Source organism: Pseudomonas sp. AC247, from assembly GCF_979258015.1.
Window position 1 is genome coordinate 5,883,119 of the sequence record NZ_OZ409829.1, and the last position, 16,280, is coordinate 5,899,398.

Sequence of the window (16,280 nt, forward strand, 5' to 3'; positions counted from 1 at the left end):
TGTTACATTATAACAATGCAATCCACGATGCCTTTTTCATGAACAGGTTTTCATATGCACAGACGCCATCTGCTCAATTTGATTCTGGCGAGCGCTGCCTTCGCCCTTCCGTTCAGTGTTTCGGCCGCGCAAATTCGCAACGCGCGGCTTTGGCGATCTGATGAAAAGCTGCGATTGGTTTTCGATTTAAGTGGGCCAGTGCGTTACAAAACTTTCACCCTCAGTACTCCTGAGCGGCTGATCATTGATGTGTCTGGTGCCAATCTGAGCGGTGATTTCAGTCAGTTGGCACTAAATGGCACGGTGATCCGCTCGATTCGATCCGGACCTTTTGGTCAGGGCGATACGCGGATTGTTCTTGATTTGAGTCATCCAGTGCTGCTGAACAGCTTCCTTTTGGCGCCTCAAGACGGCCAAAGTTATCGCTTGGTTGTGGATTTATTCAGTGCGAAAACGACGCCAGTAACAGCAATGGTTCCACGTGAAACACCCAAGCTCGGTGCTCACCCCAAGCGCGACATCATCGTAGTCGTCGATCCAGGGCATGGCGGAAAGGATCCCGGCGCGGTCGGTGCCAAGGGTGAGCGGGAAAAAGATGTGGTGCTTTCCATTGCTCAGCTACTCGCCAAGCGTCTGAAAAAAGAAAAAGGCTTCGACGTGAAACTGGTGCGCAATGACGACTTTTTCGTGCCTTTGCGTAAGCGCGTGGAGATCGCCCGTCAGCACAAGGCCGACATATTCATCTCGGTGCATGCCGATGCGGCGCCACGGCTGACAGCGTCTGGAGCCTCGGTATATTGCCTGTCTGAAGGTGGCGCGACATCGGCGACGGCGCGCTTTATGGCGCAGCGTGAGAACGGTGCGGATCTGCTCGGTGCTACCAGTCTGCTCAATCTTAAAGATAAGGATCCGATGCTCGCTGGGGTGATTCTCGACATGTCGATGAACGCGACTATCGCCGCCAGTCTGCAGCTTGGAAACACCGTGCTGGGCAGTCTGGCCGGCATCACCACCCTGCATCAGAAGCGCGTGGAACAGGCCGGATTTGCCGTTTTGAAGTCACCAGATGTGCCTTCAATCCTGGTAGAAACCGGCTTCATTTCCAATGTTCGCGACAGTCAGCGATTGGTCACGGCGCGGCATCAACAGGCCGTGGCTAATGGTTTGTTTGAGGGATTGCAGCGTTACTTTGAGAAAAACCCACCGATCGACAGCTACATAGCCTGGCAGCAGGAACAGCAAAAAGCGCAGGTCTAGCAACCGTCGATTCGACTGCAGGTAAATTCCGCGCGGCTGCCGCCCGAGCTGGAGAAGCGATTGATGGTCGTCCAGCCGACTCGGCGGGTGTAGCCAACCCAGGCTTCACCGTCAGAGGCGACGCCGGTGAAGAATGTCAGTTGGCCAAAGCGACTATTGGTCTGCGCCCAATAACGCTGCCCAATCTTTTCAAATCCACGCAGGTAAAGCGTATTGCCGACAGTGTTGACGCTATACGCGTTGCCCTCGGCATCGACGCACGCCAGAAGATTAGCGCTGCGTGTGCAACTCGCCAGCGCCGGTAACTGCGCTGACGCTTGGCCAGCCATCAACAACCCAAGACTCAACAACGAGCATTTCAGCGCAGTTTTCATTACCAATTCCGGGTGTGGGTTGGGCTCAGCTTCCTGCTGTTTATCGCTCAGGACAAGAGCAGGGCTGGTTAATTCATGTTGTTATACTATAACATAAATAATAACTGAGCCTGAGCAGGCCGATTTCACGCGTTTAGCTTCAACGAAACCCTCGTATGAAGCCTCAAAACGCCAAGCGCTAGTAAAAGCGTCGATCGGCTGCCTTCCTATGAGGATTATCCAATGTCAGCCGAATTGCCCGTCACCGTACTTTCAGGATTTTTGGGCGCTGGAAAAAGTACACTTTTGAATTACGTACTACGTAATCGCAAAGGACTGCGCGTCGCTGTAATCGTCAATGATATGAGCGAGATCAATATCGATGGCAGCGAAGTCCAGCGTGATGTCAGCTTAAACCGTGCAGAAGAAAAAATAGTCGAGATGAGTAACGGCTGTATCTGCTGTACGTTACGCGAAGACTTGCTTGAAGAAGTCAGCAAGCTAGCCCGTGAAGGTCGCTTCGATTATTTGCTGATCGAATCCACCGGAATCTCCGAGCCACTACCGGTCGCAGAAACTTTCACCTTCCGCGATGAACATGGCCAAAGCCTCTCCGACATCGCCCGTCTCGACACCATGGTTACTGTAGTCGACGGCGTGAATTTCCTGCCGGACTACCAGGCGGCTGAAAGCCTCGCCTCCCGTGGCGAGATGCTTGGCGAGGAGGACGAGCGCTCCATCACCGACCTGTTAATCGAACAGATCGAGTTCGCCGACGTGCTGTTGATCAGCAAGATCGACCTGATCAGCCAGCCCGAGCGTGAAGAGTTGATCGCCATCCTCAAACGCCTCAATGCTCAAGCCGAAATCATTCCGATGGTGATGGGCGAGGTGCCGCTGGAGAAGATCCTCAATACCGGTCGTTTCGACTTCGAGAAAGCCGCGCAGGCGCCGGGCTGGCTGCAGGAGTTGCGCGGCGAGCACGTACCGGAAACCGACGAATACGGCATTGCCTCGACGGCCTACCGTGCGCGCCGCCCGTTTCATCCGCAACGTTTCTTCAACTTCATCGATCGTCCGTGGCTGAACGGAAAATTGCTGCGCTCCAAAGGATTCTTCTGGCTGGCGAGCAAACCCACAGACGCCGGTAGTTGGTCGCAAGCCGGCGGTTTGATGCGTCACGGTTTCGCCGGGCGCTGGTGGCGATTCGTACCGAAAAACCAATGGCCACAGGATCAGCAAAGCACCGCCGCGATCATGGAAAACTGGATACCGAGCGTAGGAGATTGCCGTCAGGAACTGGTTTTCATCGGTCAGAACATCGATTTCCTACAGCTCTCTGACGAACTGGATGACTGCCTGCTCACCGATGAAGAGATGGCCCTCGGCATAGAAGGCTGGCGATTGTTGGCGGATCCGTTCGGCCCTTGGCATGAAGAGGCCGCCTGATGCTCGCCCTCAAACTCATGCAAAACCGTACGCGCCATCAGCACCAAGGGCCGACACCTGAAACGCTGACGAAAATCCTCCAGGACGACAGCAACCTCGCCGTGTGGCAGCGGCAACTGCCGTTGCACATCAGTGATTTTGCGCAGTTACTGCTGTCGCTCAACGAACGCTTGGCGGAATCGTTATGCCTGGAGCTGGCGAACGAGGACGCCGAGCCTGATCTGACCGGGTTGGCCTCAGGCTTCCGTGATCTGGAAGGCTACGAAGGCTTTGTCGCCGATCTGAAATGGCTGGTCAGCGGCTTCGCCTGCTTGCTGGGAGCCAAGCGCATCGGGTTGCGCCTGCGGGTACTCGATAAAGCCATGTGCCCGCGTTTCCACGTCGATCACGTGCCTGTTCGGTTGATCACCACTTATGCCGGCGTCGGTAGCCAATGGCTCAAGGAAGGTGCGATGGATCGTCAGCAACTGGGGCAGGCCAACGCCGAACCCCACGCGAACATTCAGCAACTGAGCAGCGGAGACGTCGCGCTATTGAAAGGCGAGAAATGGCACGGCAATGAAGGCTTCGGTCTCATCCATCGTTCGCCGCAACCGGCTGCTGGCGAGCGCCGATTAATACTGACGCTAGACTGGCTCGGTTAAGGCTTGAGCCACGATCCTTGGCTCTGGCCTTCGCAATACGGCTGCAAATACGCCGCATCCGTGGCCACGCCGTAATAGTGGATGTCCTGGCGATAAGGCATATTGGCGACTTGCGCGTTGCTGCACACGCCAAACGCACCGCTCGGGCACTGATCGACGTACTGCACCTCGACTTTCTGCCCGGCCAGCGATGGCTGGCAGAAGCCGTCGTTAAACAGTTTCTGCGGAATGTTTCGATTCTGCTGGCAGACTTTTACGTCGAGCCGCTCGCTTTGGCTGTGCACCACGCAGGCCTGCGCCCACGCTTCGCTCGACAGCAGCGCCAACAGCAACGACCATCCCATCCAACGCATCTTTGCATCTCCCAAGAAAGCTCCCGGCCATGTTGCAGAACATTCCTACCCATGTCATTGCTGGCCCTTTGGGCGCCGGCAAAACCAGCCTGATTCGTCAGCTCATGACGCAGCGTCCAGCAGGCGAGCGTTGGGCGGTGTTGATCAACGAGTTCGGCCAGATCGGCCTCGACGCCGCACTGCTGACCAGCGACGCCGATGGTATCGCACTGGGCGAAGTGGCCGGGGGCTGCCTGTGCTGCGTCAATGGCGCGCCGTTTCAGATCGGCCTCGGGCGTTTGTTGCGCAAAGCGCGGCCCGATCGGCTGTTCATCGAACCGTCCGGGCTGGGGCATCCGGCGCAGTTACTCAAGCAACTGAATGAGGCGCCTTGGACAGGTGTGCTGGCGGTGCAGCCGTGTGTGTTGGTGCTGGATGCTCAGGCGCTTGAAGCGGGGAAAGCATTGCCGGCAGCGCAACAGGAAGCGTTGGAAACTGCAGGCCTGTTGCTGTTGAACAAGGCTGAAAATCTTGACGACGCGGCCCGGGCAAAAATCGCCAGCCAGTTACCGTCCGTTCCGCTGATCTGGACGCAACAGGCGCAACTCGCCCTGAGCGAACTGCCGGGCCTGGCTGTAAAAGCGCTCAACGGTGTGGATAACCTGGTCATCCCCAAGGGATCAGGGCCAATGCCGGCCGTCTGGACTGATCCGACGCAGCCGATTTGCCTGAGTCAGGCGCAGGAGGGTGGCTGGAGCATTGGTTGGCGTTGGCATCCGCGGCAGATATTCGACAAGCAACGCATTGCTGACTGGCTGACCCGCCTCAATTGGCAGCGGGCGAAGCTGGTTATCCACAGCGCGGAGGGCTGGGTGTCTGCGAATGCCTTGGATAATGCCGAGTTGAGTTGGCAGGCCAGCGAGTGGCGAAAGGATTCACGGATTGAGCTGATCTTCGTCGATCCGCAAAACATCGATGAGTTGCAGCGGGGGTTATCGGGTTGTCGAGAGGATTAGATCAAAAGATCGCAGCCTTCGGCAGCTCCTACAGGGAATCCCATGTAGGAGCTGCCGAAGGCTGCGATCTTTTGATCTTCAAGGCTTCCACTTGGTATGTTCCTGCCGCCACTGACTCAACTCGATAACTTCCGCACGCGGCCTCTGCACCTCAACCACCGGCGGCGTATCGTCGAACGGTGCCGGGTAGGGCGCCAGTTCGATCTGCGCACTGTGCGCACCAAACTGGGTAATCGTGCCGTTATGCCGGGTTTCACCGGTCACGGTGAACTCGAAGTTGTACACCCGCGCCAGCCGTCGGCGACCGTTGGCGTCCTTGATGAAACCGATCTTCTTCAGGGCAACGTTGCCGTCGAGCAATTCGACGCGCACGTTCAGGCAATGCTGCTTGACCCGCTCCAGCGCCCGCTCGCGCAAGCCGTGGTTGTGCCATAGCCAGGCGCCGGCAGCGGCGAACAGCATCAGCACAAAGATGTTTTCGAGGGTCAGCATCAACATCAAACTCCAAAAGATAGCGTCAGCTTAACTGCGTCGCCGGTCTGTCGTACAGGCTGTGTTTCGTCGCATACTGCGCGGCTTGAATTTCAATCGTTTTACGGAATGACCCGAATGAAACGTACGCCTCATCTGCTCGCCATTCAGTCCCACGTCGTGTTCGGCCACGCCGGCAACAGCGCTGCGGTTTTTCCGATGCAGCGGGTCGGCGTGAATGTCTGGCCGCTCAACACGGTGCAGTTTTCCAACCACACCCAGTACGGCCAGTGGGCCGGCGAAGTGCTGGCGCCGCAGCAGATTCCTGAATTGGTCGAAGGCATCGCGGCGATTGGCGAGCTGGGCAACTGCGATGCAGTGCTGTCCGGTTATCTTGGCAGCGCGGCGCAGGGCCGGGCGATTCTTAGTGGGGTCGAGCGCATCAAATCGGTCAATCCGAAAGCGTTGTATCTGTGTGATCCGGTTATGGGCCATCCGGAGAAGGGTTGCAGCGTGCCGACCGAGGTCAGCGACTTCCTGCTGGAAGAGGCGGCGGCCGTGGCCGACATCATGTGCCCGAACCAGTTGGAGCTGGACAGCTTCTCCGGGCGCAAACCGCAGTCGCTGTTCGATTGTCTGGCGATGGCGCGCGCGTTGCTCGCGCGTGGGCCGAAAGCGGTGCTGGTCAAGCATCTGGATTATCCGGGCAAACCGGCCGATGGCTTCGAGATGTTGTTGGTGACGGCTGAAGGCAGCTGGCACTTGCGTCGCCCGCTGCTGGCGTTTCCGCGTCAGCCGGTGGGCGTGGGCGATCTGACGTCTGGCCTGTTTCTGGCGCGGGTGCTGCTGGGTGACAGCCTGGTGGCGGCGTTCGAATTCACCGCGGCTGCAGTGCATGAGGTGCTGCTGGAAACTCAGGCGTGTGCCAGTTATGAGCTGCAACTGATCCGGGCGCAGGATCGGATTGCGCATCCGCGGGTGAAGTTTGAGGCGACCGCGATCAGTCTGTAATCGTGTAATCGTTCAAAAAGATCGCAGCCTGCGGCAGCTCCTACAGGGTTTTGCATTCCCCTGTAGGAGCTGCCGCAGGCTGCGATCTTTTGCTTTTGATCTCAGGCGTCGCCCTTGATCTCCTGATAGCGCTTTTCCAGTTCCTGACGAATCTGCCGACGCTGCTGCGCCTGCATGTAACGACGCTTGTCTTCACTGTTCTGCGGTTGCAGCGGCGGCACGGCGGCCGGTTTGCGCTGGTCATCCACCGCGACCATGGTGAAGAAGCAGCTATTGGTGTGGCGTACCGAGCGTTCGCGGATGTTCTCGGTCACGACTTTGATGCCGACTTCCATCGACGTGTTGCCGGTGTAGTTGACCGACGCGAGGAAGGTCACCAGTTCGCCGACATGGATCGGCTCGCGGAAAATCACCTGATCCACCGACAGGGTCACCACGTAGCGGCCGGCATAACGGCTGGCGCAGGCGTAGGCCACTTCGTCGAGGTATTTGAGCAAGGTGCCGCCGTGGACATTGCCAGAGAAGTTGGCCATGTCGGGGGTCATCAGTACCGTCATCGACAGCTGGGCGTTTCCGGGTTCCATAACGTTCTCACGGATCAAGGCTGGTTTCTGGAAGCACCTCTGCGGGTGCCTGGTCACTTTTCAAAAGCACCGTTATCGGGACGCCGGGCGACTGGCCGCCGTCACGCCGGGATCGATCTGTTTCCATATATTGCACCGCCTTCCAGCCGCAAGTCGCGGTGTTAACCTGCAAAAGCCTCTCCCAAGGGCAATTCCCACACGAAAATCGGATTTTTACTTTGCTCGCTCAGACCTTTCTGACGTCTGACTGCGAGCCTCGTCATACAAGGAGCCCACGCCATGCATGCCATCAGTTTTATTCAGGACCTGGCAGTGATCATGTTGGTCGCAGGTGTGGTGACCGTGTTGTTCCACCGCTTCAAGCAACCGGTGGTACTCGGCTACATCGTTGCCGGGTTCATCATCGGCCCGCACACGCCACCGTTCGGCCTGATTCACGACGAAGAAACCATCAAGACACTCGCCGAACTCGGGGTGATTTTCCTGATGTTCTGCCTCGGGCTGGAGTTCAGCCTGCGCAAGTTGTTCAAGGTCGGCGCCACCGCGTTTATCGCGGCGTTCCTCGAAATCGTCCTGATGATCTGGATCGGCTACGAAATTGGCCGCTGGTTCGACTGGAACACCATGGACTCGCTGTTCCTCGGCGCGATTCTGGCGATCTCCTCGACCACCATCATCGTCAAGGCACTCAATGATCTGAAGATGAAGAACGAGCGCTTTGCGCAGTTGATTTTCGGCGTGCTGATCGTTGAAGACATACTCGGCATCGGCATCATCGCGCTGCTGTCGAGCATCGCGGTCAGCGGCACGGTCAGTTCCGGTGAAGTGTTCTCCACGGTCGGCAAGTTGTCGTTGTTCATGATCGTCGCGCTGGTCATCGGCATTCTGTTGGTGCCGCGCCTGCTGGCTTACGTGGCCAAATTCGAAAGCAACGAAATGCTGCTGATCACTGTGCTGGGTCTGTGTTTCGGTTTCTGTCTGCTGGTGGTCAAGCTCGAATACAGCATGGTGCTCGGCGCCTTCCTGATCGGCGCGATCATGGCCGAGTCGCGGCAACTGCTGAAAATCGAACGGCTGATCGAGCCGGTTCGCGATTTGTTCAGCGCGATCTTCTTTGTCGCCATCGGGTTGATGCTCGACCCGTTGATCCTTCTCGAATACGCGTGGCCGATTGCGGTGATCACCGTCGCCGTGGTGCTCGGCAAGATGTTGTCCTGCGGCCTCGGAGCGTTTATCGCCGGCAACGACGGACGCACCTCACTGCGCGTGGGGATGGGGCTGTCACAGATTGGCGAATTTTCCTTCATCATCGCCGCGCTGGGCATGACCTTGCAGGTCACCAGCAACTTCCTCTATCCGGTCGCGGTGGCCGTTTCGGTGATCACCACGCTCCTGACGCCGTACCTGATTCGTGCGGCTGATCCGCTGTCGCTCAAATTGTCGGCAGCGGTGCCCAAGCCTCTCGGGCGCGTGCTCGGCATGTACGGTGAATGGCTGCGCAGCATTCAGCCGCAAGGCGAGGGCGCGATGCTGGCGTCGATTATTCGCAAGATCTTGCTGCAAGTCGGGGTCAACCTGGCGCTGGTGATCGCGATCTTCTTCGCCGGGGCGTATTTCGCCGAGCGCATTTCGCTGTGGCTGCAGGACTGGATCAGTGATCCGAGCTGGCAGAAAGCATTGATCTGGGGTGGGGCGTTGCTGGTGTCGTTGCCATTCCTGATCGCCGCGTATCGCAAGCTCAAGGCGCTGTCGATGCTGCTGGCGGAGATGGGCGTGAAACCGGAGATGGCCGGGCGTCACACGCAGCGAGTGCGCCGGGTGATCTCAGAAGTGATCCCGATTCTCTCGCTGCTGGTGATTTTCCTGCTGTTGGCAGCCTTGTCGGCCAGTATTCTGCCGACCAACAAGTTGCTGGTGCTGATCGCCGTGGTCGCGGCCGCCGTAGCGGCGCTGCTCTGGCGCTGGTTCATCCGCGTGCACACGCGGATGCAGGTGGCGCTGCTGGAAACCCTCGACAACCACAAGGAGTCGTCGGGGCATTGACCCACCGGGGCGGCTGGCGATCAGCTTTCCAGCCAGACGTCCCGCGCCCAGTGCCACACCGATTCCCAGGATTCTTCGGTGATCAGCTCTTCTTCGCCGGACCACAGCACCACGGTGCCGTCTTCTTCGACGCAGTAGTAGTTCTCGCCGTCCTGGCAGATCGGGATCAGGTCACGCGGTACGCCGATGTCCCACGCATTGGCCGCGACATCCGGCAAATAGGTGTGCGATTGCGGGTCGGTGACGGTCACCGGCTCCAGGCTGCCGTAGACCACATCGCTGACGGTCAGCAAAAATTCTTTGAAGACAAACGGGATGTTGATGAAGAGTTCTTCTTCGACTTCCACCAGTTGGTCTTCGTCAGGCAATTCCAAAGGAACCGGCACGGGTTCGTTGGCTTCACGCAGTTGTTCGATGATTTCTTCCACGTCCGGGATCCTCTTGCTTGAATGGCGCGGTTTATATGGGCCGGTTTATACAGTAGCTCGCTATAGATGCAACCGCGAAATAGAAAACCCCAGCCGAGGCTGGGGTTTTTATGACAGCAAGTGAAGCGCGCGAGGGGATCAGCCGTTCTGGCGGATACCGGCGACCAGCCAAGGCTGGTTGTCGCCCTGCGGACGTTCCATGTTCCAGCTTTCGCTGAATGCTTCGCCCTGATCGAAGCGCGAAGACTTCGACACACCGTTGAAGGTCAGGGTGGCGATGGTCTTGTCGGCACGGTCATCGACGCCGTCCAGTTGTACCTGGAGATTGTCGATAAAGGTCGACTGGAACGCGTCGCCCAGGTCCGCACGCTCACGCTTGAGAAACTCGAGCATTTGCGGGGTCACGAACTCGGCAATCTTGTCCATTTCGTTGGCGTCCCAGTGCTGCTGCAGCGCCTGGAAATGGCTGCGTGCAGCTTCAAGGAAGCGCTGTTCGTTGAACCAGGCTGGCGCGTTGATCACCGGACGGGCGGCAGCGGGTGCAGCCGAACCACCGAAGATCGAACCCATGGCAGGCGGGTTCTGCTGGAAGGCTTCACGCTGCATCGGTGCGCCCGCTGGAGCGAATTGCTCCTGTTGCTTGCGGCGACGAGCGGCGATGAAACGGAAGATCACGAACGCGATCAGGGCCATGATCAAAATGTCGAAGATCTGCATGCCCTGGAAGCCGTCGCCCATGAACATGGACGCCAGCAGGCCACCGGCGGCGATGCCGGCCAGCGGGCCGAGCCAGCGCGAAGCACCGCTGGCCTTGGCCGCAGCGCCGGCGGCACCGGCAGCACCTGCGGTCGCTGCAGCGCCGCCCATGCCTGGAGAGGAAGGAGCCATCTGGCTGGTCTGGTGCGTCGGCGCAGCGCCGGCGCTTTTGCCACCACCGAAGCGCTTGGCAGCATTGACGTCGAGACTCATCGTCAAGCCAATGCACAACGCCATGGCGATGCTAAGAAAACGTTTCATAAAGGGAATTCCCGTTTGTGGAGACACGCGCGCCATGTTGCACAGCTCAACTGTTACTGGCTAGCGAGAGAGTGTTTCGGGCTTTTGCCTGACAGGTCGCGTTCAGCTCGGAAGAGGCAAGAGGGCCTTCTACCTTTTGGCTGTAGGAAAGCGCGACAGGTTCAGTGGGAAATCTACTTAGCGACGAAACGCCAGCATCACCACACCCGCCGTGATCAGAAGATCAAAAGATCAAAAGATCGCAGCCTGCGGCAGCTCCTACAGATACACAATCCCCTGTAGGAGCTGCCGCAGGCTGCGATCTTTTCGCTTTTAGATAGCTTCCAGCTTGGCGTAACCGAGCATCAGCCACTTGCTGCCTTCGCTGAAGTTCACCTGCACCCGTGCCTGCGCACCGGCGCCCTCGAAGTTGAGGATCACGCCGTCGCCGAAGATCGAATGGCGAACCGCCTGACCGAGGCTCAACCCGGTCTCCGGGATTTCACTGCCGGCGAACAGGTTGCTGCCGCTCATCGACTGATTGCCGCCGAACGGTCGGCTGACGCTGTTCGACAAACGCACTTCCTGAATCAGACCCTTCGGCACTTCGCGTACGAAGCGCGAGACCTTGTTGTAGGTTTCGCTGCCGTACAGGCGTCGGGTTTCTGCGTAGGTCATCACCAGATTCTGCATCGCCCGGGTGATGCCGACGTAGGCCAGGCGCCGCTCCTCCTCAAGACGTCCCGGTTCTTCCAGGCTCATCTTGTGCGGGAACAGGCCTTCTTCCATGCCTACGAGGAACACGTAAGGGAATTCCAGGCCTTTGGCGCTGTGCAGGGTCATCAACTGAATGCTGTCTTCGTGCTCGTCGGCCTGGGTGTCGCCTGCTTCCAGCGAAGCATGGCCGAGGAATGCCGCCAGTGGCGTCAGCTCTTCGTCTTCTTCGTTGTTCTCGAAGTTGCGCGCGGCGCTGACCAATTCCTCAAGGTTTTCTGCCCGGGCCTGGCCTTTTTCGCCTTTTTCCGCTTGGTGATAAGCGATCAGGCCGGATTGCTCGATGACGGTTTGCGTCATCAAGTGCAACGGCATTTCCATGCACTTGGCGGCGAGGTTCTCGATCAGCTCGATGAACGCGCCCAAAGCACCGGCAGCGCGACCGGTCAGGCCTTTATTGGCGACCAGTTGGCGCATCGCTTCCCACATCGACACATCGCTGTGGCGCGCGTGCTCGCGGATGGCTTCGACGGTTTTCTCGCCGATGCCACGGGCCGGTACGTTGATCACTCGCTCCAGCGCCGCATCGTTACCGCGACCTTCAAGCAAACGCAGGTACGCCATGGCGTTCTTGATTTCCGCACGTTCGAAGAAGCGTTGACCGCCATAGATGCGATACGGAATACGCTCGCGCAGCAAGGCTTCTTCCAAAACGCGCGATTGGGCGTTGGAGCGGTACAAAATCGCTATATCGCTACGGGCCAAGCCGGTTTTCAGCGCGCTTTCGATGGTTTCGACAACGTAGCGTGCTTCGTCGTGTTCGTTGAACGCGGCGTACAGATTGATCGCTTCGCCATCGCCGCCATCGGTCCACAGCTCTTTGCCGAGGCGCCCGGTGTTGTTGGCGATCAGGGCGTTGGCAGCCTTGAGGATGCCGGCGGTGGAGCGGTAGTTCTGCTCAAGACGAATGGTCACCGAGTCGGCGAAGTCGGACGAGTACTGATGAATGTTCTCGATCTTCGCGCCGCGCCAGCCGTAAATCGACTGATCGTCGTCGCCGACTACCATCAGGCTGTCGCCGCCCTTGCCGAGCAGGCGCAACCAGGCGTACTGCACGGCGTTGGTGTCCTGGAACTCGTCCACCAGAATATGGCGGAAGCGCTTTTGGTAATGCGCCAACAGGCCCGGATGATCGCGCCACAAATCGAGGGCACGCAGCAGCAGTTCGGAGAAATCGATCACGCCGGCACGCAGGCACGCCGCCTCGTAGGCCTCGTAAATGCCGCGCATGGTCGCCAGGTACAGATCGCCGCTGGCCTGAATGTGTTGCGGACGCAGACCTTCGTCTTTCTGGCCGTTGATGAACCACTGCGCCTGACGGGCCGGCCAGCGCTGCTCGTCGAGGCCCAGCTCGCGGATCACCCGCTTGACCAGCCGTTGCTGGTCGTCGCTGTCGAGAATCTGGAAGGTCTGGCTCAATCCCGCTTCCTGCCAGTGCGCCCGCAACAAGCGATGCGCCAGGCCGTGGAAGGTGCCGACCCACATGCCGGCCGGGTTGATCCCCAGCAACTGCTCGATGCGATGACGCATCTCGGCAGCGGCCTTGTTGGTGAAGGTCACCGACAGAATGGAGTGGGGCGAGGCGTTTTCGACCTGGATCAACCAGGCGATACGGTGCACCAGCACTCGGGTTTTACCGGAGCCAGCACCGGCCAGGACCAACTGACGGCCAACGGGGGCTGCTACGGCCTGGCGTTGGGCATCGTTGAGGGAGTTCAGCAGAAGGGAGAGATCATCGCGCATCGGGGCATTCTAGGGTGCGCCGCAGGCCCGGGCAAACCGAGCTTTGCATTAGCCGATGAAAGTGCTGCCGATGACGACCGGTCGGTCACCGGCTACAGGCTTGAGCCCGCCTCACTCTGCGGGTTTTACCGGGGCTTGAAGGCGGAAAAGTTTCGATGAAATTATGATCTGGGGCAGTTTGGCAACGGGGTCGGCTTGTGTATGCTCCGTCCACGTTTCGGGCGCACGCCCTCCTTATAAGAACAAGAACGTTGCCCATGACCCTCAGCGCCGAACTGTCGGGCCCCTCTGTGGAACCCCGGGTTATCCGCAAGCACTATGCCGTCGAAATGGCGGTGGAGCGCACGCGTCTGCTGTATCAGGGCTCCTTGTTGCCCACTCTTTTCATGCTCATCAATGGTCTGGTCTGCGCCGGTTTGCTCTGGAGCCCGCAGCGCTACTTCGTGGTCAGCGTCTGGCTGGTGTGGCTATTGTCGCTGGTGGCGTTGCGGGTGATCCAGGTGGCGGCGTTCGACTCGGCAATCCCTGATCGCCAGGCCCAACCCATCTGGTTGCGGATGTTTCTGCTCGGCTCGACCCTGACCGGGCTGACGCTGGCCGGTGCCGGCATCGCATTGGTGCCCGCCGATAATTTCATGCAGCAAGCCTGGGTGTTCGGCCTGATCGGTGCCGCGACCCTGTCGGCCAGTGTCGCTTACGCGGTGAGCCTGCCGGCGTTCCTGTCCTTTACCTTGCCGTGTCTGCTGCCAGCGATCGGCTTTTTATTCTGGGGCGGCGATGAACAGGCGTGCGGTTGGGGCTGGCTCGGGTTGATTCTGCTCGGCTCGCTGAGCGTGGTCGCGTGGCAGGTCAATCGCCTGATCGATCGTGGTTTGCTGCGGCGCTTCCAGAATCAGCACCTGATCGAACACCTGCAGCAAACTCAATCGCGCAGCGAGCACCTCAATCAGGAACTGGCCCGGGAAATCGATCACCGGCGCTGTGCCGAGGGCAAGTTGCGCGAAGCGCAGGTCGAGCTCGAAGACCGCGTCGCCCAGCGCAGCCGCGAACTCGATGCTGCCAATCAGGCCCTGAGCAAAAGCGAAGCGCGGCTGGCGCTGGCGTTGAAAGCCAGTGAGCTGGGGCTGTGGGACTGGAACCTGCAAACCGATGAAGTTCATCACACGCAGATTCAGGAGCTGTTCGGCCTCGCCCCGGAATTTGTCACGGCACTGCTGCGCGACCTCAAACCGCGCTTGCACCCGGAGGACGTGCCCACCCTCAAACACGCATTGATCGAGCATTTGAAGGGTCGCACCGAGGATTATCAGATCGAGTACCGCGTGCGTCATGGCGACGGTCATTGGGTGTGGATCGAAGACCGTGGTCGCGCCGTGGAGCGCAGCGAAAGTGGTCGTGTGATCCGCATGGTCGGTACTCGCCGTGACATCAGCGCCAGCAAAAGCCTCGAAGAGCAGCAACGCCTGGCGGCGACGGTGTTCGAAGCGGCCAGCGAAGGCATCGTCATTCTCGACCCAAACTACGCGCTGATCGCAATCAATCAGGCGTTCAGCCGCGTGACTGGCTACGACATCGACGACATGCTCGGGCGCAACGTCGTCGAGCTGCCGTGCAGCCGCGATGCCCGGCGTCATTACGTCGCGATCCGCCATGCGCTGGAACAGCACGGCAGTTGGCAGGGCGAACTGGTGGAGACGCGCAAGAATGGCGAGTTGTACCCGCAGTGGCTGCAGCTGAATGCAGTGCGCGACAGTCGAGGCAATGTAAGTCATATCGTCGGCTTCTTCGCCGATCTGTCAGCGCGGCGCGAATCCGAAGAGCGCATGCGTTACCTGACCCATTACGACGAACTCACCGGGCTGGCCAATCGATCACTGTTCCGCGAGCGCCTGCATGAAGCGCATCAACGCGTGCGGCAGGGCGGGCGGCGTAGCCTGGCGTTGCTGCACATTAATCTGGATCGCTTCAAATTGCTCAACGACAGCCTCGGCCACGAGGTCGCTGACCAGATGTTGCAGAAAATGGCGCGTCGGCTGGTCAATGCCTTGCCGGAGGCCGACACCATCGCGCGGTTGTCCGGTGATGAGTTCGCAGTGTTGTTCGATGCTTACGGCAACCTGTCGAGCCTGGCCCGTGTCGCCACCCGACTGTCGAGCAAGTTGCGCTTGCCACTGACCGTCGAAGGGCATGAGCTGGTCGTCAGTGCCTCGATGGGCATCAGCATGTTGCCGGACAACGCGCGGGAGATTTCCGCGTTGGTCAGCCAGTCGAACATGGCCATGCAACACGCCAAGCACTTGGGCGGTAACAACTTCCAGTTCTACACCGACAGCTTGCAGGCCAGCACCCTTGAGCGCCTGCAACTGGAAAACCAGCTGCGCAAAGCCATCGAAGAAAAGCAGCTAAAAGTGTTCTATCAGCCGAAGCTCTGTCTCGCATCCGGGCGACTGAACGCGGCGGAAGCACTGGTGCGCTGGGATCACCCGACCATGGGCCGGGTGCCGCCGGGGGACTTTATCGGGCTGGCTGAGGAAACCGGCCTGATCGGACCGATCGGCGAATTCGTCCTGCGCCAGGCTTGCTGGCAAGCGTGTGAATGGCAGCGGCAAGGGCTGGAGCCGATCCGCGTGTCGGTGAACCTGTCGGTGCATCAATTGCGTCAGGGCAAACTGGTCAGCCTGGTGCGCCAGGTGCTGGAAGAAACCGGTCTGGCGCCGCACTACCTTGAGCTGGAACTGACCGAAAGCCAGTTGCTCGACAGCGTCGAACACATCATCGCGACCTTCCAGCAACTGCGCGATCTGGGGGTGAAGCTGGCCATCGACGACTTCGGCACCGGCTATTCGTCATTGAGTTACCTCAAGCGTATTCCGGTGGATTACGTGAAGATCGATCAGGCGTTCATACGCGGATTGGGTGAAGGCAGTGAGGATGCGGCGATTACCCGCGCGATCATTGCCATGGCCCACGGGCTCTCGCTGAAGGTGGTCGCCGAAGGCGTTGAGCGCCAGGATCAGTTGGAATTTCTGCGCGCCGAACGTTGCGATGAAGTGCAGGGCTATCTGATCAGCCGTCCGGTGGAGGCTGCCGCGCTGGCCGGGCTTTTGCGTGAACAGGAAAAACCGTTTTAAGGGCTACATGCACCTCATCGCGCCTGATATGGGGACATGGAGTTACGC

At 59.2% G+C, this 16,280-nt stretch carries 14 protein-coding genes; 7 read left to right on the forward strand and 7 right to left on the reverse strand.

What is annotated here, in order from left to right; translation table 11 throughout:
• The first annotated feature begins 54 nt into the window (after positions 1-54).
• A complete protein-coding gene (locus ACZZ0B_RS26600; protein ID WP_463546618.1) occupies positions 55-1,257 on the forward strand; it encodes an N-acetylmuramoyl-L-alanine amidase in 1,203 nt (400 codons plus the stop codon).
• Here ACZZ0B_RS26600 and ACZZ0B_RS26605 read toward each other — a convergent pair.
• Positions 1,254-1,631, reverse strand: a complete 378-nt coding sequence (locus ACZZ0B_RS26605; protein ID WP_463546619.1) for a glutamine synthetase — start codon at positions 1,629-1,631, stop codon at positions 1,254-1,256. The two genes, ACZZ0B_RS26600 and ACZZ0B_RS26605, sit on opposite strands and share 4 nt — an antisense overlap.
• A gap of 222 nt (positions 1,632-1,853) precedes the next feature.
• On the opposite strand from ACZZ0B_RS26605, the gene zigA reads away from it, so the two are divergent.
• Together zigA and ACZZ0B_RS26615 are read left to right on the forward strand one after the other, a co-directional pair.
• Positions 1,854-3,059, forward strand: coding sequence for a zinc metallochaperone GTPase ZigA (gene zigA, locus ACZZ0B_RS26610; RefSeq protein ID WP_463546620.1), 1,206 nt, complete (start codon positions 1,854-1,856; stop codon positions 3,057-3,059).
• Positions 3,059-3,703, forward strand: coding sequence for a DUF1826 domain-containing protein (locus ACZZ0B_RS26615; RefSeq protein ID WP_463546621.1), 645 nt, complete (start codon positions 3,059-3,061; stop codon positions 3,701-3,703). The genes zigA and ACZZ0B_RS26615 overlap by 1 nt, the downstream gene beginning before the upstream one ends.
• Here ACZZ0B_RS26615 and ACZZ0B_RS26620 read toward each other — a convergent pair.
• Positions 3,700-4,056 (reverse strand): NADH:ubiquinone oxidoreductase, encoded by a 357-nt coding sequence (locus ACZZ0B_RS26620; RefSeq protein ID WP_440096011.1) that lies wholly within the window; start codon positions 4,054-4,056, stop codon positions 3,700-3,702. The genes ACZZ0B_RS26615 and ACZZ0B_RS26620 overlap by 4 nt on opposite strands.
• Positions 4,057-4,085: 29 nt before the next feature.
• On the opposite strand from ACZZ0B_RS26620, the gene ACZZ0B_RS26625 reads away from it, so the two are divergent.
• Positions 4,086-5,051, forward strand: a complete 966-nt coding sequence (locus ACZZ0B_RS26625) for a CobW family GTP-binding protein (RefSeq protein ID WP_463546622.1) — start codon at positions 4,086-4,088, stop codon at positions 5,049-5,051.
• Between the two features lie 78 nt (positions 5,052-5,129).
• Here ACZZ0B_RS26625 and ACZZ0B_RS26630 read toward each other — a convergent pair whose 3' ends face one another.
• Positions 5,130-5,543 carry a DUF3301 domain-containing protein gene (locus tag ACZZ0B_RS26630; RefSeq protein ID WP_122593228.1) on the reverse strand — a complete coding sequence of 138 codons (414 nt, stop codon included), beginning with the start codon at positions 5,541-5,543 and terminating at the stop codon, positions 5,130-5,132.
• A 117-nt stretch (positions 5,544-5,660) separates the two neighbouring features.
• On the opposite strand from ACZZ0B_RS26630, the gene pdxY reads away from it, so the two are divergent.
• Positions 5,661-6,533 (forward strand): pyridoxal kinase PdxY, encoded by an 873-nt coding sequence (pdxY, locus tag ACZZ0B_RS26635; protein ID WP_463546623.1) that lies wholly within the window; start codon positions 5,661-5,663, stop codon positions 6,531-6,533.
• A 101-nt stretch (positions 6,534-6,634) separates the two neighbouring features.
• Here the strand turns inward: pdxY and ACZZ0B_RS26640 are convergent, their stop codons facing one another.
• Positions 6,635-7,117, reverse strand: coding sequence for an acyl-CoA thioesterase (locus ACZZ0B_RS26640; RefSeq protein WP_003229693.1), 483 nt, complete (start codon positions 7,115-7,117; stop codon positions 6,635-6,637).
• Between the two features lie 279 nt (positions 7,118-7,396).
• Between ACZZ0B_RS26640 and ACZZ0B_RS26645 the strand changes: the two genes are divergently transcribed.
• Positions 7,397-9,160: a cation:proton antiporter gene (locus ACZZ0B_RS26645; RefSeq protein WP_008078853.1), complete on the forward strand. Its 1,764-nt coding sequence runs from the start codon at positions 7,397-7,399 to the stop codon at positions 9,158-9,160.
• Positions 9,161-9,180: 20 nt separating this feature from the next.
• Here the strand turns inward: ACZZ0B_RS26645 and ACZZ0B_RS26650 are convergent, their stop codons facing one another.
• The 3 genes from ACZZ0B_RS26650 to uvrD form a co-directional block, all read right to left on the reverse strand.
• On the reverse strand, positions 9,181-9,588 hold the full coding sequence (locus ACZZ0B_RS26650; RefSeq protein ID WP_008078852.1) for an SMI1/KNR4 family protein: 408 nt from the start codon (positions 9,586-9,588) through the stop codon (positions 9,181-9,183).
• A 138-nt stretch (positions 9,589-9,726) separates the two neighbouring features.
• Entirely contained in the window at positions 9,727-10,605 is an 879-nt protein-coding gene (locus ACZZ0B_RS26655) for a Tim44 domain-containing protein (RefSeq protein ID WP_008078851.1), read from the reverse strand.
• A gap of 312 nt (positions 10,606-10,917) precedes the next feature.
• A complete protein-coding gene (gene uvrD, locus ACZZ0B_RS26660; protein WP_463546624.1) occupies positions 10,918-13,101 on the reverse strand; it encodes a DNA helicase II in 2,184 nt (727 codons plus the stop codon).
• A gap of 257 nt (positions 13,102-13,358) precedes the next feature.
• Here uvrD and ACZZ0B_RS26665 point away from each other — a divergent pair, with 257 nt between their 5' ends.
• On the forward strand, positions 13,359-16,232 hold the full coding sequence (locus ACZZ0B_RS26665) for a putative bifunctional diguanylate cyclase/phosphodiesterase (protein ID WP_463546625.1): 2,874 nt from the start codon (positions 13,359-13,361) through the stop codon (positions 16,230-16,232).
• Positions 16,233-16,280: the final 48 nt, after the last annotated feature.

What these genes read in the sequence shown, in the direction of transcription:
- zigA (WP_463546620.1), top strand. Translation starts at nt 1,854, where the DNA reads ATGTCAGCCGAATTGCCCGTCACCGTACTTTCAGGATTTTTGGGCGCT.
- ACZZ0B_RS26640 (WP_003229693.1), bottom strand. Translation starts at nt 7,117, where the DNA reads ATGGAACCCGGAAACGCCCAGCTGTCGATGACGGTACTGATGACCCCC.
- pdxY (WP_463546623.1), top strand. Translation starts at nt 5,661, where the DNA reads ATGAAACGTACGCCTCATCTGCTCGCCATTCAGTCCCACGTCGTGTTC.
- uvrD (WP_463546624.1), bottom strand. Translation starts at nt 13,101, where the DNA reads ATGCGCGATGATCTCTCCCTTCTGCTGAACTCCCTCAACGATGCCCAA.
- ACZZ0B_RS26620 (WP_440096011.1), bottom strand. Translation starts at nt 4,056, where the DNA reads ATGCGTTGGATGGGATGGTCGTTGCTGTTGGCGCTGCTGTCGAGCGAA.
- ACZZ0B_RS26655 (WP_008078851.1), bottom strand. Translation starts at nt 10,605, where the DNA reads ATGAAACGTTTTCTTAGCATCGCCATGGCGTTGTGCATTGGCTTGACG.
- ACZZ0B_RS26645 (WP_008078853.1), top strand. Translation starts at nt 7,397, where the DNA reads ATGCATGCCATCAGTTTTATTCAGGACCTGGCAGTGATCATGTTGGTC.
- ACZZ0B_RS26605 (WP_463546619.1), bottom strand. Translation starts at nt 1,631, where the DNA reads ATGAAAACTGCGCTGAAATGCTCGTTGTTGAGTCTTGGGTTGTTGATG.
- ACZZ0B_RS26600 (WP_463546618.1), top strand. Translation starts at nt 55, where the DNA reads ATGCACAGACGCCATCTGCTCAATTTGATTCTGGCGAGCGCTGCCTTC.
- ACZZ0B_RS26625 (WP_463546622.1), top strand. Translation starts at nt 4,086, where the DNA reads ATGTTGCAGAACATTCCTACCCATGTCATTGCTGGCCCTTTGGGCGCC.
- ACZZ0B_RS26630 (WP_122593228.1), bottom strand. Translation starts at nt 5,543, where the DNA reads ATGCTGACCCTCGAAAACATCTTTGTGCTGATGCTGTTCGCCGCTGCC.
- ACZZ0B_RS26615 (WP_463546621.1), top strand. Translation starts at nt 3,059, where the DNA reads ATGCTCGCCCTCAAACTCATGCAAAACCGTACGCGCCATCAGCACCAA.
- ACZZ0B_RS26665 (WP_463546625.1), top strand. Translation starts at nt 13,359, where the DNA reads ATGACCCTCAGCGCCGAACTGTCGGGCCCCTCTGTGGAACCCCGGGTT.